Here is a 17230-nt window from a genome sequence, read left to right as displayed (position 1 = left end):
TGCCGTGCGGCTCCGGGCCAGCGCGACTCTATCCCCGGAGCCCGAAGCAAAGGGGGTCATCGAAACGCACCGCGCGCCCGTCGACATCCCGGGCGACGATCACGGCCCCAGGCCATGGCGGATGGGAATCACGACAAGAACAAGGGAGAAGATGCAGTGAGAAAGCTATTACTGGCCGCCGCCTTGAGCGCCTCGGCGCTTGCGATGGCCATGCCCGCCCAGGCGCAGATCCAGGCGACCAGGGAAGATATCCTGTTCTACACCGCCGACTGGACCGGGGAGCGCTTTCCCGATGGCCGGCCCAAGGTGCCCGATGCGATCCTGAAGCGCCTGCTCGACGTGAACACGGAGGAAGCGTGGGGCATCCTGCGCCAGGCGGGGTACAACAACCAGTTCGAGGGCGGTTTTCAGATGGTCCATAACGACCGGCCGTTCGTCGGCCGGGCGCTGACCGTCCAGTATCTTCCGATGCGCCCCGACATGAACAAGGCGATCAGCGCCTTGGGGGCCAAGGAGAAGCGCAGCGGCGGGCATAACAGCTGGCCGATCGACATGCTCCAGGTCGGCGACGTCTATGTCGGCGACGGATACGGCAAGATCATCGACGGCACCCTGATCGGCGACAATCTCGGCAATTCGATCTACGCCAAGTCGAAGACCGGCGTGGTGTTCGATGCCGGTGTGCGCGACGTGGCGGGCCTTGCCGCGATCGACGGCTTCAATGCCTTTACCCGCGGTTATGACCCCTCGGCGATCCGCGAGATGGAGATGTTCAGGATCAACGGCCCGATCCGCATCGGTCGTGCGACGGTACTGCCGGGCGACCTGATCCTGGCGAAGCGCGAGGGCGTGGTGTTCATCCCGGCGATCATGGCCGAGAAGGTGGTGAAGGGCGCGGAGTATATCGCAATGCGCGACGGCTTCGGCCATCAGATGCTGCGCGAGCAACGCTTCACCCCAGGCCAGATCGATCAGAAATGGACGCCCGACATCAACGCCGCCTTCCTCAAATGGGTCGACGAGCATCCCGACCAGATGAAGATGACCAAGGCCGAACTCCAGGAGATGATGAAGGGGCGCGAATAGGCGTCACGGGGTGCCGGAAAGGCGAAGGGGCGGCCTCGCGGTCGCCCCTTTTTCGTTCGATCCCGCCTCCCCCGTTCGTCCTGAGCGTGTCGAAGGATCGTTCTTTCTTCCCCTGAAGAGAAGAGCAGGGCTTCGACAAGCTCAGCCCGAACGGAAGGAGGGGCGTCTGTAAAGGCTTGGGCCCTAAACGAAGTCCACCCGGAAGATCTTGCCGCTCGATGTGCTCGCCCGGTCCGGCCAGCCGGGATGGATGCCGGCATCGCAGCCATACATCACGCCATCCCTGAAGGTCAGGCCGTGCGGGTCGGCGCTGCCCGGCACGAACTCGGCGGTTTCGAGCAGTCGGCCGGTCGCAAGGTCATATTTGGCGAGGCCCGGCTTGAAGTTCGGGTCGGTGTTCGAATCTCCGGTGACGATCCAGATCGCATCCCCATTCACCGCCAGCCCGTGCAGGCGCGGCGCCTGGCAGGGGATGAACAACTCGGGCGCCCAGCTCTTCGGATCGACCCTGAGGATGCCACGCATGCGCAGCGCGGTGATGTAGAGCTTGCCGCCGGCATACGCGACGCCGTGGCACCCGCCGCCATTGTCGGCCGGGCCGAGCGGGATCTGGCGGTGGCTGACGGTGCGCCCGTCCAGATCGGTCTCGAAGATGCCGTTTGGCGCTGCGTTGGCGCCCATCCAGAGGTGCCCGCCGCCGAACGCCATGCCGCTGGTGTTCTTCGACTCGGTCTTCACCTTGCGCAGCACCTTGCCGTTCCAGTCGACCAGATAGCAGTCGTTCGACACGCCCACGCCCTCGGCTGTGAGCTGCTCGGCCACCCACAGCCCCTCCGGTTGCGAATCGATCGCATTGGGATAGCCCTCGGGACTGAGGAACAGGTCGGTGGTGCGAACCCTGCGGTGCGGCACGGCCTGCGCCGGCCGCGTCTCGCGTGCGATGCGCGCCGCGTCCCTCTCCTTCTTCTGCTGGTCCCCGCCCTTCTGATCGACGCCCTGCGCCGAAGCGAGCCGGCCCAGTCCCAGGCCGAGCCCCACACCCAGGCCAGCCCGAAGGAATTCGCGCTTGTCCATTATCCTCTCCCATTTCCCTGTTCGTACGTCCCGTTTTTCGATCATACCCCCGACCTTAGTCGGTGTCTTTTTTCGTCGGTTTTGCATGTAAAGCATAGCGCTTCGTATAACTTGCATGCAAGTTGTGCTAGAGCGCTGATCAGGTTAGATTATTTGTAGAAGCTACAACATGTTAGGGGGCAAGATGAAAGGATCGTCGGCAAAAAGCGATAGGGGAGTCGGGTCCGGGGACGGGTGCACCAGCTTGATAAGTCCCCTTCCGGTCTTTAGGTAAACGCTGTCTCACGACGTTAACCTTCCAAAAAATCACAATTGGGCGCTGAGATGATGAGCCGAACTGTAAAACCTGGCACCAAGACCAAAGCCGTCAGAGCCAAGGCTCCAGCAAGGAACGGCGTCAGTGCTGGACCACGCAAGGGCAGGCTTCGTCTTGACGCGGTAAAGACAATTCGGAAGATGATTCTGCTGGGCGAGCTGCCGCCGGGCGAACGCCTGCGCGAAGTCGCGCTCAGCGAGGCGTTGGGCATGTCGCGGACTCCGATCCGCGAGGCGTTCCGTACGCTTGCCGCCGAAGGATTGATCGACCTGCTGCCCAACCGCAGCGTCGTGGTCAGCGTGCCGGACAAGTCGGAGGCAGCGGACGTGTTCACCGTGCTCGGCGTGCTCGAAGGCCTGGCCGGGCAGCTCGCCTGCCGCCGCATGACGCCCGAGCAGATCGAGATCCTCGACGAGCTCCAGGCCGATCTCGCCGCCTATTTCGAAAAGTCCGACCGGCTGAGCTATCTCGAGGCGAATCGCCTGATCCACGAACATATCGTCCAGGCGGCCGAGAGCCCGTCGCTGATGCTCGCCTGGCGGCTGCTGCTGCCCCGCGCCGAGCGCGCCCGGCACGTCACCACGCTCGACCATGACCGCTGGGCCGAGGCCTATGCCGAGCATCAGGAGATCAACGCGGCGATCCAGGCGCGCGACGAGAAACTGCTCAAGCAGCTGCTGGAGAATCATTTCGCCAAGGGCGTCGAGAGCATGAAGAAGAACGAAGCCCGCGAACGCGCCAATCGCCGCGCGGAGATCTATGCCGGCGTGACGAGCTGACACGCTAAGAGGCCACTGCCGTTCCCCGGCGGAGGCCGGGGCCCAGTTGGGAAGGTAGATGTAACAACGCGCGACGCCAGCCGACTGCCGTCTCCCAACTGGCCCCGGCCTCCGCCGGGGAACGGCAGTACCGAAGCTCCCTCGAATCCCTGTACCCTCACCCCATGAGGGCCCGCGCCCAGGCAACATGGCATCGCCTCACCCGACACGCGCATAAAATCCCGCGATACCCGGTTGTCTGTATGCAAGTCGCTTGATATGCATACAGGAAATCGGGCGCAGTCATGCGACCCGTAAACGGGGAGAATGACGAGTGCGCGACCTGCTTCCAGCCGACAGCCAGGACGCGACTCTGGTGGGGCGGCTGGCGACCGACCAGGGCCCGATCCCCATCTCCGTAATCGACGGCCACGTCTTCGACCTTTCCGCCGAAGCTGCCACGGTCTCCGGCCTGCTTGAGGCGATACCGCCCGGCGGCACGCTGCCGGCAGGCCGCGACATGGGTCCTATCGAGGCGCTCGACCTGCGCCCCGCCTGGGACGGCGGCACCGGGCGGCTGCTTGCCCCGATCGACCTGCACTGCGTCAAGGCATCCGGCGTGACCTTCGCCGTCTCGGCGCTCGAACGGGTGATCGAGGAGCGCGCCCGCGGCGACTCCGCCGGTGCCGCGCAGTTCCGCGCCGAGATCCAGGCGAAGATCGGCGGCGACATCCAGTCGGTCCGCCCTGGATCGCCCGAGGCGATGAACCTCAAGGAGATGCTGATCGCGAGCGGCGCCTGGTCGCAATATCTGGAGGTCGCGATCGGCCCGGACGCGGAGATCTTCACCAAGGCGCCTGTACTGTCCGCGGTCGGATCGGGCGCCTGGGTCGGCATCCGCAGCGACTCGCACTGGAACAATCCCGAGCCCGAGGTCGTGATCATCGCCGATTCAGCGGGCAACGCGCGCGGCGCGGCGCTGGGTAACGACGTCAATCTGCGCGACATCGAGGGGCGCAGCGCGCTGCTGCTGGGCAAGGCCAAGGACAATAACGCATCCTGCGCGCTCGGCCCGTTCATCCGCCTGTTCGACGACAGATTCACCATGGACGACATCCGCAACGCCGAAGTCTCGCTGCTGATCGAGGGCGAGGGCGAGGACGAGTACCGGCTGGAAGGCACGTCCAACATGCGGCTGATCAGCCGCGATCCGATGGCGCTGATCGGCCAGACGATCGGCAAGAGCCACCAATATCCCGACGGCTTCGCGCTGTTCCTCGGCACGATGTTCGCGCCCGGCGACGACCGCGGCGAGCCCGGCCGGGGCTTCACCCACAAGGTCGGCGACACCGTGAAGGTGTCGACGCCGAAGCTCGGCACGCTGACCAACAAGGTGTGCCACTGCGAAGACGCGCCGCCATGGACCTATGGCATCGCGGCCCTGATGCGCGACCTTGCCCGCCGGGGTGCCGTCACGGCCTGACCGGCAGTCGATCGAAGCCCCGACCGTTTTGCAAGACGCGCCCGCCAGGACGGGACGGTCCAACAGGAGAGTGATTATGGGGAACGCCTTCTCGTCGAAAAACCACACCGCCGCAGGGCGCAGGCGCAAGTCACGGCTGACCGTCCGCCTGCTGGCAGCGAGCGCCGGCGCGATATGCCTGTTCGCCACCCTGCCCGCGCTGGCGGAAACGCTGGTGGTGAAGAACTTCACCCTGATCGACGGCCGTGGCGGCACGCCCGCACCGAATTCGGCGATGGTGGTCGAGGACGGGCGCATCCTGTGGGTCGGCCCGTCGGGCCAGGCGCCGGCCGCTGCCGATGCGGTGGACCTGACCGGCAAATATGTCATCCCCGGCCTGATCGACACCCATATCCATATGGGCAACGTGCATGACCTGACCCAGGACGAGAAGTTCTACACGACCGAGAATGTCGAGGCGGACCTGAAGACCTACGCCTCCTACGGTTTCACCACCGTGGCGGTGATGGGCACGGACAAGGATTCGGTCTTCGCCGTGCGCAATGCGGAGCGTGCCGGCCGCCCGACCATGACCCGGCTGTTCACCGCCGGCCAGGGCATCGTGTTCCGCGGCGGCTATGGCGGCGTGCCGGGCATCAACCGCCCCGTCAGCAACGCCAAGGAAGCGACGATCGAGGTCGACGCCCAGGCGGCCAAGGGCGCCGATTACATCAAGTTCTGGCTCGACGACGAGCTGGCGACCATGCCGAAGATGCCGCCCGAGATCAGCAAGGCGGTGATCGACGCGGCGCACCGCAACGGGCTGAAGGCCTTCGCCCATATCTTCTATCTGGAAGACGCCAGGCGCCTCGCCAATCAGGGCATCGACGGCTTCGTCCACAGCGTGCGCGACAAGCCGATCGATGCCGAGCTGACGAAGCTGATGAAGGAGAAGGGCATCGTCCAGGTCGCGGCGACGCTCAGCCGCGAAGCAGCGATGTTCGCCTATGGCGCGCCCGCACCGCAGCTCAACGATCCCTTCTTCCAGCAATCGCTGTCGCCGGAGGCGCTGAAGATGCTGGCCAGCCCGGAACGGCAGAAGACGGTGTCGTCCTCGCCCACCTTCCCCAAGCTGCCCGCTTTCTTCGACATGGCGATGGCGAACCTGAAGCGTGAATCGGCGGCCGGCGTGCATTACGGCCTCGGCACCGACTCCGGCCCTCCCGGCCGCGTCGCCGGCTATTCGGGCCATTGGGAAATGGAGCTGATGGTCAGGGATGGCTTCACGCCGGGCCAGGCGATCCAGGCGGCGACCGAATATGGCGCCGAAGTTCTGGGCGCGAAGGACCTGGGCACGCTGGAACGGGCCAAATGGGCCGACTTCGTCGTGCTCGACGCCGATCCGCTGAAGGACATCAGGAACACCCGCAAGATCGACTCGGTCTATATCGCCGGCCGCAAGGTACGCTCGGTCACCCAATGACCATGGGTGCCAACGACGCCGCACCGGCGCGGCGGCCGACACGGGTCCGCCACGCCGTGCTGTGGATGACCGTCCTCGCCTATATGATCACCTATATGGACCGGGTGGTCATCTCGACCGCGGCGCCGTCGATCCAGCAGGAATTCGGCTTCACCGCGATCACCATGGGGTGGATCTTCAGCACCTTCCAGATCACCTATGCCCTGTTCCAGATTCCCGGCGGCTGGCTGGGCGACCGCTTCGGCCCACGCCGGGCGCTGACCTGGATCGTGGTGTGGTGGTCGAGCTTCACGGCGCTGACCGCGATGACCTGGTCGGCGGGGTCGATGCTCGTCGCACGCGCGCTGTTCGGCGCGGGCGAAGCGGGCGCCTTCCCGATCGCGACCCGGTCGCTGTCGCGCTGGATGCTGCCCGCGGAGCGCGGCTTCGCCCAAGGTGTCACCCATGCCGGCGCGCGGCTCGGCGGGGCGGTGACGCCGGTGTTCGTCGTGCTGCTGATCGCCGATTTCGGCTGGCGCGCGCCCTTCTTCGTGTTCGCGTGCGTCGGGCTGGTCTGGGCCGCATCGTGGTTTCTCTTCTACCGCGACCTGCCGAGCGAGCATAAAAGCGTCAATGCGGCGGAGCTGGCGCTGATCACCGACGCGCTCGGATCGGCCCCGAAGCCGAGCCGCGCGGTCAGGGTGCCGTGGTCGAAGCTGCTGGGCAACAGCCAGATCTGGACGCTGTCGGCGATGTATTTCTGCTATGCCTACAGCATCGGCATCTTCCTCACCTGGTTCCCGACCTATCTGAAGGAAGTGCATTCCTTCAACCTGACCAGGATGGGCCTGTACGCCAGCCTGCCGCTGATGGCCGGCGTGGCGGGGGACGTCGCCGGCGGCTGGATCTCCGATCGCATGGCGCATCGGTCGGGCAACCTCACCATGTCGCGGCGGCTCGTCGCCATGGTCGGCTTCCTGATCGCGGCGGCGACCATCCCGATGGCGGTGCTGTCGGCCGATCCCATGACCAGCGTCGCCTGGTTCTGCCTCGCGGTGTTCGGGCTGGAGCTGACGGTCGGCGTGTCCTGGGCGGTGACGCTCGATATCGGCGGCAATTATGCCGGATCGGTCTCGGCGGTGATGAACAGCTGCGGCAATATCGGCGGCGCGATCGCGTCCTTCGCGACCGGCTATATCGTCACCTATGCGGGCTGGAACCCGGCTTTCTTCGTGCTGGCGGTGCTGTGTTTCGCCGCCGCGCTGCTGTTCCTGCGGATCGATGCATCGACGCCCCTCTACTCGGGTGAGCCGATCCCCGCATGACGGGTTTTCGTCTCGCAAGGTGAAAGGTTTGCCCGGAATCGACCATCAAGACCATTGACTCGATCAGCCAATGGCTTGATGCATACAAACGGGTATTTTAGTATGCAATAAGCCCGGAAGCCGGACCGGCGGCGGCACGGGCTGCCACCGGTGAGTGGGGAGTACCCGCTTCGACGCGATGGGTAAGGCCGGCAGGGGAAGGGCATTTTCCCCACCGGCAGTCTGGGGAGGTCAGGCAGGTATGAAGATCGACGAAACGAAATGCGTCGGGTGCGGCAATTGCACCTACGCCTGCACGATGGGGGCGATCTATATCGACCCGAAGACACGCAAGGCGACCGTCAACAGCGACGAATGTGTCGAATGCTATGCCTGCTATAACGGGCTGAGCAAGGAGCACCTGCCGCCCAGGACGGTTCGCTTCACGCGCCGCATGATGTCCAAGCTGTGGCTCCGGTTCGAGCCGGATCCCGATATCTGCCCGACCGACGCGCTGCTGCCCGACGAGCTCAGTTGGCCGCGCGTCGTGCGCCGCGCCTTTTCCGATCCGCGCGTGCCGCATGAATCGACCGGCGTCACCGGCCGCGGCACCGAGGAGGTGAAGACCAACGAGATCTCCAACCGCATCGCGGTCGGCATGGTCGGCTTCACCATCGAATTCGGCCGGCCGGGGGTGGGCGTGCGTTTCCACCAGATCCAGGAAATGAGCATGGCGCTCGCTGCCCTGGGCGTGAAGATCCAGCCGAAGAATCCGGTCACCGCGATGATGAGTGATGTCGAAACCGGCAAGATCCGCGACGACATCCTGAACGAAAAGGTGCTGTCGGCGATCCTCGAGATCACCGTGCCGGTGGAGCGCACCGAGGAGATCGTGCGCACCGTCTGGGCTGTCGAGAAGAAGATCGACACCATCGTGGTGCTCGGCGTCGGCACGCGCTGCGACGAGGATGGCGAGGAGCGCGTCGTCGCCCCGATCCTGGAGAGCCTCGGCTACACGCTGAAGCGCGCCAAGACCAATCTCGGCCTGGGCAAGCTGCAGATCCGCGAGCTCTCCCATGAAGCCCCGGCCAAGGAGGCAGTGACAGCATGACCAACACCCTGCACCGTTATGGCACTGCCGAGAGCTTCAAGGACGATTATGTGATCTTCGCGCTGCCGGCCAAGGGAGGCGCGCAAAAGGGCGATCCGAAGCCGGCGCTCAAGCGCTTCCTCGAAATCGCGATGGAATATAATCCGGTGAACATCGGCGATGCGATGCACGGCGGCGCGACCCGTCCGACCGAGCACACCCATGCGCTCGAGCATTTCGCCAAACGCCCGACCAAGCCCGATTTCCAGCAGGTGATCGACGGCGCCGGGGATCCGACGACCTTCTCCGCGGTGTTCGCCACGAAGGAGGATGCGGAGGCGTTCGTGACGCGCATCGTCGCGGAGGATCTGGGCCTCAGCATCAACATCTCCTCCTCGATCGCCAACGCGCTCGGCTGCTGCAAGGCGGCCGGCATCACGCGGCACAGCGTCGGCTATTCGCTGGGTTTCGAGGGCATCCAGGACAATGCGCCGAACCGGCACGTCCTGTCGCTGTCGACCATGTGCGGCCACGGCATGATCAGCCAGTCGCTCGCCAAGAAGATGATCGACATGGTCAAGGAGAACCGCCTCTCGCCCGACAAGGCGACGGCATCGCTCAGCCGCTTCTGTTCGTGCGGCATCTTCAACCCCGTGCGCGCCAAGCGGATCATCGAAGAGGCGCGCGGAAAGATTTTCTAGCCCTACGGAGCATATCTTGTGAGCATGTCAGCAATCGACCATCGGCCCGATACCCCTTCCTCGCCAGGCGTAATCCCCGCCGGACGCTCGGGCCGGGCGCAGCTCTGCTACGTCCATCCCGATCTGGTGCGTAATGCCCGCAACCGCCTGCGCGCCCAGACCGCCGATTGCGTGATGGAGACGTTCGGCATCAGCGTGAACACCTGGGTCAAGATGCGCGACGGCAAGCCGATCCGCATGTCGGTCGCCGAACGGTTCGTGCAGCGCGTGGGCTCGGCACGCTGACCGGCGACATGCCGCTAAAGTCCCCGGCGGAAAAGTCGTTACGCTACCGCAACTTGTAAATGAAACTAGTGGCCCCATATTCGGTCTATCGCCTGCTTCGTCACGAGCATGGGGGCGACTGAGAGATGCTTCATGCTCCCGCTCCGGCTGGGGCCCCATGTCCTCCGGGTAATGGCCCGGCCTTTTTGGGGAAGCTTCGCATGTCTCGTGCAATCAATATCGACGCAACGCACGACGAAGTCGTGGCGATGGCCGCCAAACACTCCGCCGCCATCAGCGCCATCGAGGCGCTCCAGCCCAGCGGCACGCGGGTGGTCTTCGTGAACATGGATGGAACCGCCCTTGTCGCCAAGGCATTCGGGTCGCGCGTCATCAAGGGTCCGGTGGTACGCACGCCCTGGGCCGCCGCCCGCTTCCTCTAAGCCGGGCACGGCGAGCGCCGACGATCCCCATCCTCTCCTTTCGAAGGAACAGCCATGCAGCCAAGCGCCCTTTTCTGCCGCACCCAGGAATCACTGCAACGATCGCGCGGTGCCGCGTCCACTCTCGACAACGTCAAGGCGGTCGCCTCCGCCGCAGCACTTGCCTGGGGCAAGGAAGCGGCTCTTGCCGAGCGGCGGGAATCCCGCCTGTCTCGGGCGATTGTCGAAGAAGCGACCGGGTGCGGGTCCGAGCCATCCGCGTGCGACCGCTCGTTCAGCGAGAATCCCGATCGCGGCTTCTCCGCCGGTGGAAAATGAACGGGGCGGCAACGCCTCGATGACCAGGACATGACGGCCAGCCCGGCATATCGGAGTAATTCATGAACCGATCGATACCGTCGGATACCGTCGAGCAGTGGATGACGCATCTCCGCCTGCAACGCACACGCGCGCGCGACATGGTATGGCTGATCGAACGCGGCGCCACCTTGCATGACGGGCATGAGGGTGCGGTGATGGCCGACGCCACCCAGCGCTGGCTGTCGGAGCAGAAAGACGTCATCGCCGAGACCGACCGGCTATTGGAGCTCTACGAAAGCATCAATATCGAGGACCAGCCCGGCCGGTAGCTCCAATCGCGCCCGCGTCCCGTAGCCCGGCCATGACGTGATTCCGCCTGTTCGGGCACTGGCGCGCAACGGGCCGGCTTGACGCCCCGCGCCCGCAACCCCAAACCGCCACGCATGCCCGATACCGACGACATGCCCGCATCCGACTCAGCCGCCGCGCCCCAGCCCGGCGCGACCATCAAGACGGCCAAGCCGCGGTCGGAGACGCGCGACACGATCTTCTTCCTGGTGAAGCTCATCCTGGCGGTGCTGATCTTCCGCAGCTTCATCCTGTCGCCGTTCAACATCCCGTCGCAATCGATGCTGCCGCGGCTCTACATCGGCGATTATCTGTTCGTATCGAAATGGAATTACGGCTATTCACGCCACTCGCTGCCGCTGAGCCTGCCGCTGATCCCCGGCCGCGTCTTCGGCCGCGATCCGGCGCGGGGCGACGTCGTCGTGTTCCGCGCGCCGACCGGCGACCATGACGTGATCAAGCGCGTGATCGGCCTGCCCGGCGACACGATCCAGATGCGCCACGGCCAGCTCATCCTGAACGGGACCGCCATTCCCAAGGAACGCGTGGCCGACTTCACCCTGCCGATCACCCCCAATTATCCGGCCGGCAGCGAATGCCCGTCCGAATTCCTGGACAATGGCGCCGACGGCAAGCCGATCTGCCGGTACCAGCAGTTCCGCGAGACACTGCCGAACGGCAAGTCCTACATGGTGCTCGACCGTGGCGAAAATGTCTCGGCCGACGAGACCCAGGTCTATTCGGTGCCAACGGGCACCGTGTTCGTGATGGGCGACAATCGCGACGACAGCGGCGACAGCCGTTTCGATCCGCCGGCGGGCATGGGTTATGTCCCGATGGACCATATCGAGGGCAAGGCAGTCGTCACCTTCTTCTCCACCGACGGCAACGCCAACTGGTTCCTGCCCTGGACCTGGGTCACCGCGGCGCGCTGGTCGAGGATCGGGGAAGGCTTTTGAGCGCCCAGAAAGTCGAGAGCGAGCTCTCCGACTGGATCAGGGAAAGTTTCGGCCACAAGCCCCGCGACCTGGCCGGGTTCGAACGCGCGCTGACTCATGGCAGTCAGGCAGCGGCGAACTACGAGCGGCTTGAATTCCTGGGTGACCGGGTGCTCGGGCTGGCCATGGCCGAATGGCTGTTCGAGACCTTTCCCGGCGAGCCCGAAGGCGCGCTGTCGAAACGGCTGAACGCCTTGGTGACCGGCGCGGTCTGCGCCGACGTGGCGCGCGATCTCGGGGTGAGCGCGCAGCTCAAGCTCGGCAAGCAGGCGCGCGACGACGGCGCCGCCGACAGCGACAATGTGCTCGGCGACGTGATGGAGGCACTGATCGGCGCGCTCTATCTCGATGCCGGGCTCGAAGCTGCACGCACGGCGATCCGCAAGGCATGGGGAGACCGGGTGAAGACCCAGGGGTCGGCGGCACCGCAGCATCCCAAATCGGCGCTACAGGAATGGGCCGCGGCGAACAACCGGCGCACGCCCGCTTATGATGTGGTGGACCGGTCCGGCCCGCACCATGCGCCGCGCTTCACCGTGAAGGCCTCGGTCGGCACGCTTGCCGAAGCGACCGCGACGGGCAGCTCGAAGCAGGAAGCGGAGACGGCGGCGGCGGCGGCGCTGCTGGAGAAAGTGAAGGGCTGAGCCCTATCCCAAGCGCGGCCTGTCCTTGCCCTCCTGCTTGGCGCCATAGAGCATCGCGTCGGTCGCCGGGATCGAACGTTGCGTGATCATGAGCCCAATTCGTTAACGATGGGCGACTTTCGGTTAAGGCGCGGGCCTGGGTCTGCGGTGTTGCAGCCAAAAAGAGGACATCGCCCCCACCGCGACGACGCATGATGCGCCGGCCGCATAGGCGACGAAATCCATCGGATCGAAACCGGTGCCGAGCACTATTCGCGCAACCGGATTGCCGCGCAGCCCGAGCATGTCGAGCACGCCGAAGAGTTGCCCGAATTCGACGGCAAAGGCGGTCGCGAGGGCAAGAGCGAGGGCCATGCCCCCGGCCAGCGGCGTCATCGCCCGCAGCGCGCAATAGACCAGAATGACGGCGAGGCCGTCACCGACAAAGGGCCGCACCACGGCGTCATCCACGAACACGGCGATGATGACCTCGATCAGGAACAGCGCGGCGGCAGCGGCGGCATAAGGCGGTCGGATCGTCATGGGTACGTCCCTACCCTGCGCCGATGCAGAAGGGATGGAGGCCCCGACCGGATCGCGTGCAGCCGTTGCGTCCCCATCCGGCACCTCGCCAAGATCCGGTTACAAGCCCAGAGCAAAAGGTGTAGGAGCGTCCCGTTCGCCCTGGCCCGGTGCCGGGACGTTGATCACCTGAGGATCCTATGACTGCACAACATTGCGGCCTTGTCGCCGTGCTCGGCGCGCCCAACGCCGGCAAATCCACCCTCGTCAACGCACTGGTCGGCCAGAAGGTCGCGATCGTCAGTCCCAAGGCGCAGACGACACGCGCGCGGCTGATGGGCGTCGCGATCGAGGGTGAGACCCAGCTGCTGCTGGTCGACACGCCCGGCATCTTCGAGCCGAAGCGCCGGCTCGACAGGGCGATGGTCTCGGCCGCCTGGGGCGGGACCGAAGGCGCGGACGTGATCGCGCTGGTGGTCGACGCCAAGGGCGGGCTCGGCCCCAAGGTGATCCCGATCGCGGAGTCGATCGCGTCGCGCACCGAGCCGAAATATCTGATCCTCAACAAGGTCGATCTTGCCGACAAGGCCAAGCTGCTGCTCCATGCCGAGAAGCTGAACGGTATCGTCGATTTCGCCGAGACCTTCTTCGTCAGCGCCTCGACCGGCGACGGCCTGCCCGAGCTGAAGACGGTGCTGGCCAAGGCGATGCCCGAAGGACCATGGCATTTCCCCGAGGATCAGGTGTCCGACGCGACCGAGCGCAGCCTCGCCTCCGAAGTGACGCGCGAGCAGCTCTATCTGCAGCTCCATGCTGAACTCCCTTATGCCAGCGCGATCGAGACCGAGCAGTATAAGGAGCGCGAGGACGGATCGGTCGAGATCCACCAGCAGATCCTGGTCGAGCGACCCACGCAGCGCGCGATCGTGCTGGGCAAGGGTGGCGCGCGCATCAAGGAGATCGGCGCGCGGGCCCGGGCCGAGCTGAGCAGCATCATGGGCCGGCCGGTGCATCTCTACCTTCACGTCAAAGTGAAGCCGGGCTGGGACGACGAGCGGGATATCTACCGCGAGATGGGCCTCGACTGGGTCGAGTGACCCTTCCGCCCTGACTATTCCTCCCCGGGGGAGGAACTAAGGGAGCAGTGTCTCCATCCACGCCGGCACCAGTTCGCTCGCCGCGCCGAGCCGTGTCTCGTGGAAATAGGCGCTGCCGGCCGAGGGCTCCAGGTTCATCTCCAGCGTCTTCGCGCCGTGGTACCGCGCGGTCTGGACATAGCCGGCCGCGGGATAGACCGCGCCCGAGGTGCCGATCGAGACGAACAGATCGGCATCCGACAGTGCACGCTCGATCCGGTCCATCTCGTACGGCATCTCGCCGAAGAACACGATGTCGGGCCGCATCATCGGCGCACCACAGGCGTCGCACCGCGTGCCGGGCGGCAGATCGCCAGTCCAGGGCGTCCGCGCCTCGCACACGGCGCAGAGCGCCGAGTTCAGTTCGCCATGCATGTGCAGCAGCCGCACCGCCCCGGCCCGTTCATGCAGGTCATCGACATTCTGGGTGACGATCAGCAGTTCACCCGGCCATTCGGCATCGAGCCGCGCTAGCGCGCGGTGCGCCGCATTGGGCTCGACCGCCGCCAGCGCCGCGCGGCGGGCGTCGTAGAAACGGTGAACCAGATCGGGGTCGTGCGCGAGCGCCTCCGGCGTGCACACATCCTCGACGCGGTGCCCCTCCCACAATCCACCCGGCCCGCGAAAGGTGGCAAGGCCGCTTTCGGCGGAGATGCCGGCGCCGGTCAGAATCACCAGGTTTCGGATATCGGTCATCGTCTCCACGATAGAACCGGTATCCGATAAGGGCTATGCTTGGGACTTGATCGACGCGACATAGCCATGGACGCCGGACACCCCAGCTTCCGTGTAAATGCCCATCAGCACGTTGTCGTAGATGCTGTTGCCAGTGGTGGTGGCTGCCCCCGGGGAGGAATAGGGCACCCATGCCGGGCCACGCCTCCAGCCGGTTTGCGGTGCAAACATTACAAATGTGTCATGTTGGCATTTGACGCGAATCTGCAACGTTACGGTAGCGAAAGAGTCACATGGCCTGAATAGGCCGGCGCCGCGCCGATGGGTGGCGTCAGGGAAAACCACATCAATGTCGACGTCCACCAGGCCGCAGCAGCTGCTGCTCGGCGTGAGCATGCTTGCGCTCTCGCTTCCGTCCACCGCCGCCTTTGCGGAAACGCCCGCGGTGTCCCTTTCCGCTGATGATACCGCGCCCGACCAGAAACCGAAAAGCGACCTGGCAGAAGGCTCCGACATCGTCGTGACCGCGACACGCGCGAACGAGATCGCCCCCGTCACCGCGTCGTTGCAGACCACCCAGCCGCAATCGATCATCTCGCGTTCCTTCATCGAGGATTCGCTGCCCGCGACCGCCGACTTCAACCAGATCGCGCTGATCTCCCCCAGCGTCTCCGGCTATGGCAATGCCAACGGCCCAGGCCTGTCCGAATCCAAGGCACAGATCCGCGGCTTCCAGGACGGCGAATACAACATCACCTATGATGGCGTGCCGTTCGGCGACACCAACGACCCCACGCACCATTCGAACACCTTCTTCCCGTCCAACACGATCGAGACGCTGATCGTCGATCGTGGCCCGGGCAATGCCAGCCAGCTCGGCCAGGCGACCTTTGGCGGCAACATCAACCTCTTCTCCCGCGCCACGCGCGAGGATGCCGGCATCGAGGCGAAGGCGACATATGGCAGCTTCAACACCTGGATGCTCCGCGGCGTCGCGCAAAGCGGTGTGATCGACAAGCTGGGCGGGACGGAGATCGTCCTGAGCGGCCAGCATGTCGGGTCCGACGGCGCCCGCACCTTCAGCCCGTTCAAATCGAACAACCTGTTCGGCAAGGTGATGATCCCGATCGGCCCGGACGCGAAGCTGACGATCCTCGGCACCTATAACGAGAACAGCTTCAGCCAGCCCGACAAGGACGGCGCAACGCTGTCGCAGGTCGCGCAGTTCGGCAAGAATTTCAGCCTGAACAACGACCCGACCTCGCAGAGCTATTATGGGTACAACCACACCCACAAGACCACCGATTTCGAGATCGTGAAGTTCGAGGCGAACATCGCCCCCAATTCGGTGTTCGAAAACCGCGCCTATACCTACAGCTATGACAATGAGACGCTGAGCGGCAGCGACGTGACGCTGTTCGCCACCGCCAGTGCGGCCGACATCGCCAGCGCCAACAAGGTCGTTCTGACGCCCGGCGGCGCCAAGACGACCGGCGTGCCCGGCTATACCAAGACCAACAAATACCGGATGTTCGGCGACATCGCGAAGACCCGCATCGATTTCGGCTTCGGCGCGATCACCACGGGTGCGTGGATCGAATGGTCGAACACCTATCGCCAGCAGCGCGATGTAGATCTGCTGACCGGCAATCCGAACTATGCCGAAAAGGCGGTCAAGGATCCGGTGACCGGCGTCGCGACGCCCGCCAACGTCAAGTTCGACCAGAACAGCCACACCAACCACACAGAGGAGTTCGTCGAGCTGGAGCTGCGGCCGATCGCCGGGCTGAAGATCACGCCGGGCTTCAAGCACGTCGACTTCAACCGCCGGGTCGATGCGCTGTACAACCAGACGACCCGGATTCCGCAGAAGCTGAGCGACACCTACGGCGCCAACCTGCCCTTCGCGACGGTCAATTATGCCGTGAACGACAGGCTTGCGGTCTATGCGCAATATGCGCGCGGCTTCCTCGCCCCGTCGCTCGGCGTGCTCTACGTCGCCAACCCGTCGCTCTCGACCGTGGAGCCCGAACGCTCGACCAACTATCAGGCGGGCGTCGTCTATCATGGCGGCAATCTGTCGATCGACGCCGATGCCTACAAGATCGACTTCACCAACAAGTTCGCCTCGATCAACGCCCCAAATGCCGCTGACGGCGTGCTCTGGATCAACCAGGGCGCCGTCCAGTACAAGGGTCTCGAAGGACAGGTCACCTATGCCCTGCCGCACGGCATCGCGGTGTTCGCGAACGGATCGCGCAACTATGCGAAGACGAAGAATCCGGACTCGCCCAACCTCCAGGTCGCCAACGCGCCCGAATGGACCGCCGCCGCCGGCATTCTCTACAAGAGCGGTCCAATCCGCTTCTCGCTGATCGACAAATATATTGGGCAGCAATGGTTCACCGACCCGACGAGCGTCACCGACCTCAACGTCGGCAAGACGCTTCCGGTCTATAACAGCTATCGGAGCAACGGGTATAACAGCGCGATCCTGTCGGCGCGCTACGATATCGGCCCGGTCCGGATCGGTATCGAGGTGGACGATCTGTTCAATTCGCGGGCGGTGACCAATATCAACACCGGCAAGACCACCCCGTTCGACCAGTATTTCTATCAGGTCGGCCGGTCCTTCACCGGCGATGTCACGCTGACTTTCTGATAGTGT

The 17230-nt window shown here is 64.8% G+C and carries 19 protein-coding genes; 15 read left to right on the top strand and 4 right to left on the bottom strand.

Features of this window, described 5'->3' with window-relative positions; all coding sequences use genetic code 11:
• Positions 1-156: 156 nt before the first annotated feature.
• Entirely contained in the window at positions 157-1086 is a 930-nt protein-coding gene (locus AC1DT7_RS06025; RefSeq protein ID WP_478034907.1) for an RraA family protein, read from the top strand.
• Between the two features lie 183 nt (positions 1087-1269).
• On the opposite strand, the gene AC1DT7_RS06020 is transcribed toward AC1DT7_RS06025, so the two are convergent.
• Positions 1270-2160 (bottom strand): YncE family protein, encoded by an 891-nt coding sequence (locus AC1DT7_RS06020; RefSeq protein ID WP_478034906.1) that lies wholly within the window; start codon positions 2158-2160, stop codon positions 1270-1272.
• A 324-nt stretch (positions 2161-2484) separates the two neighbouring features.
• Between AC1DT7_RS06020 and AC1DT7_RS06015 the strand changes: the two genes are divergently transcribed.
• The 12 genes from AC1DT7_RS06015 to rnc all read left to right on the top strand — a co-directional run bounded on the left by AC1DT7_RS06015 (position 2485) and on the right by rnc (position 12250).
• Positions 2485-3255, top strand: coding sequence for a GntR family transcriptional regulator (locus AC1DT7_RS06015; RefSeq protein ID WP_478034905.1), 771 nt, complete (start codon positions 2485-2487; stop codon positions 3253-3255).
• A gap of 313 nt (positions 3256-3568) precedes the next feature.
• Positions 3569-4717 (top strand): fumarylacetoacetate hydrolase family protein, encoded by a 1149-nt coding sequence (locus AC1DT7_RS06010; protein WP_478034904.1) that lies wholly within the window; start codon positions 3569-3571, stop codon positions 4715-4717.
• Between the two features lie 76 nt (positions 4718-4793).
• Positions 4794-6179, top strand: a complete 1386-nt coding sequence (locus tag AC1DT7_RS06005; protein WP_478034902.1) for an amidohydrolase family protein — start codon at positions 4794-4796, stop codon at positions 6177-6179.
• Positions 6176-7483 (top strand): MFS transporter, encoded by a 1308-nt coding sequence (locus AC1DT7_RS06000; protein ID WP_478034901.1) that lies wholly within the window; start codon positions 6176-6178, stop codon positions 7481-7483. Before AC1DT7_RS06005 ends, AC1DT7_RS06000 begins: the two co-directional genes overlap by 4 nt.
• A gap of 241 nt (positions 7484-7724) precedes the next feature.
• The gene (locus AC1DT7_RS05995; RefSeq protein ID WP_478034900.1) at positions 7725-8573 is read left to right on the top strand and encodes a 4Fe-4S dicluster domain-containing protein; all 849 of its coding nucleotides are present in this window, start codon (positions 7725-7727) and stop codon (positions 8571-8573) included.
• A complete protein-coding gene (locus tag AC1DT7_RS05990) occupies positions 8570-9253 on the top strand; it encodes a hypothetical protein (RefSeq protein WP_478034899.1) in 684 nt (227 codons plus the stop codon). The genes AC1DT7_RS05995 and AC1DT7_RS05990 overlap by 4 nt, the downstream gene beginning before the upstream one ends.
• An 18-nt stretch (positions 9254-9271) precedes the next feature.
• Positions 9272-9538 (top strand): hypothetical protein, encoded by a 267-nt coding sequence (locus AC1DT7_RS05985; protein ID WP_478034898.1) that lies wholly within the window; start codon positions 9272-9274, stop codon positions 9536-9538.
• Between the two features lie 200 nt (positions 9539-9738).
• Complete coding sequence (locus AC1DT7_RS05980) at positions 9739-9960, top strand: hypothetical protein (protein WP_478034897.1); 222 nt, start codon at positions 9739-9741, stop codon at positions 9958-9960.
• Positions 9961-10014: 54 nt separating this feature from the next.
• A complete protein-coding gene (locus AC1DT7_RS05975; RefSeq protein WP_478034896.1) occupies positions 10015-10278 on the top strand; it encodes a hypothetical protein in 264 nt (87 codons plus the stop codon).
• A gap of 62 nt (positions 10279-10340) precedes the next feature.
• Complete coding sequence (locus AC1DT7_RS05970; protein WP_478034894.1) at positions 10341-10589, top strand: hypothetical protein; 249 nt, start codon at positions 10341-10343, stop codon at positions 10587-10589.
• A gap of 114 nt (positions 10590-10703) precedes the next feature.
• Complete coding sequence (gene lepB / locus AC1DT7_RS05965) at positions 10704-11567, top strand: signal peptidase I (protein WP_478034986.1); 864 nt, start codon at positions 10704-10706, stop codon at positions 11565-11567.
• The gene (gene rnc, locus AC1DT7_RS05960; RefSeq protein WP_478034892.1) at positions 11564-12250 is read left to right on the top strand and encodes a ribonuclease III; all 687 of its coding nucleotides are present in this window, start codon (positions 11564-11566) and stop codon (positions 12248-12250) included. The genes lepB and rnc overlap by 4 nt, the downstream gene beginning before the upstream one ends.
• A gap of 123 nt (positions 12251-12373) precedes the next feature.
• Here the strand turns inward: rnc and AC1DT7_RS05955 are convergent, their stop codons facing one another.
• The gene (locus tag AC1DT7_RS05955; RefSeq protein WP_478034890.1) at positions 12374-12772 is read right to left on the bottom strand and encodes a ribosomal maturation YjgA family protein; all 399 of its coding nucleotides are present in this window, start codon (positions 12770-12772) and stop codon (positions 12374-12376) included.
• Between the two features lie 179 nt (positions 12773-12951).
• Here AC1DT7_RS05955 and era point away from each other — a divergent pair, with 179 nt between their 5' ends.
• Positions 12952-13848 carry a GTPase Era gene (gene era / locus AC1DT7_RS05950; RefSeq protein ID WP_478034889.1) on the top strand — a complete coding sequence of 299 codons (897 nt, stop codon included), beginning with the start codon at positions 12952-12954 and terminating at the stop codon, positions 13846-13848.
• A gap of 36 nt (positions 13849-13884) precedes the next feature.
• On the opposite strand, the gene AC1DT7_RS05945 is transcribed toward era, so the two are convergent.
• Both AC1DT7_RS05945 and AC1DT7_RS05940 read right to left on the bottom strand, forming a co-directional pair.
• Positions 13885-14583: an NAD-dependent deacylase gene (locus AC1DT7_RS05945; RefSeq protein WP_478034888.1), complete on the bottom strand. Its 699-nt coding sequence runs from the start codon at positions 14581-14583 to the stop codon at positions 13885-13887.
• A 33-nt stretch (positions 14584-14616) separates the two neighbouring features.
• Positions 14617-14793, bottom strand: a complete 177-nt coding sequence (locus tag AC1DT7_RS05940; RefSeq protein WP_478034887.1) for a hypothetical protein — start codon at positions 14791-14793, stop codon at positions 14617-14619.
• Positions 14794-14911: 118 nt separating this feature from the next.
• Here AC1DT7_RS05940 and AC1DT7_RS05935 point away from each other — a divergent pair, with 118 nt between their 5' ends.
• Positions 14912-17224, top strand: a complete 2313-nt coding sequence (locus AC1DT7_RS05935) for a TonB-dependent receptor (protein ID WP_478034885.1) — start codon at positions 14912-14914, stop codon at positions 17222-17224.
• Positions 17225-17230 lie beyond the last annotated feature (6 nt).

Source organism: Sphingomonas sp. P3_C6, assembly GCF_056402595.1.
This window is presented reverse-complemented; position numbering and strand designations above follow the sequence as displayed.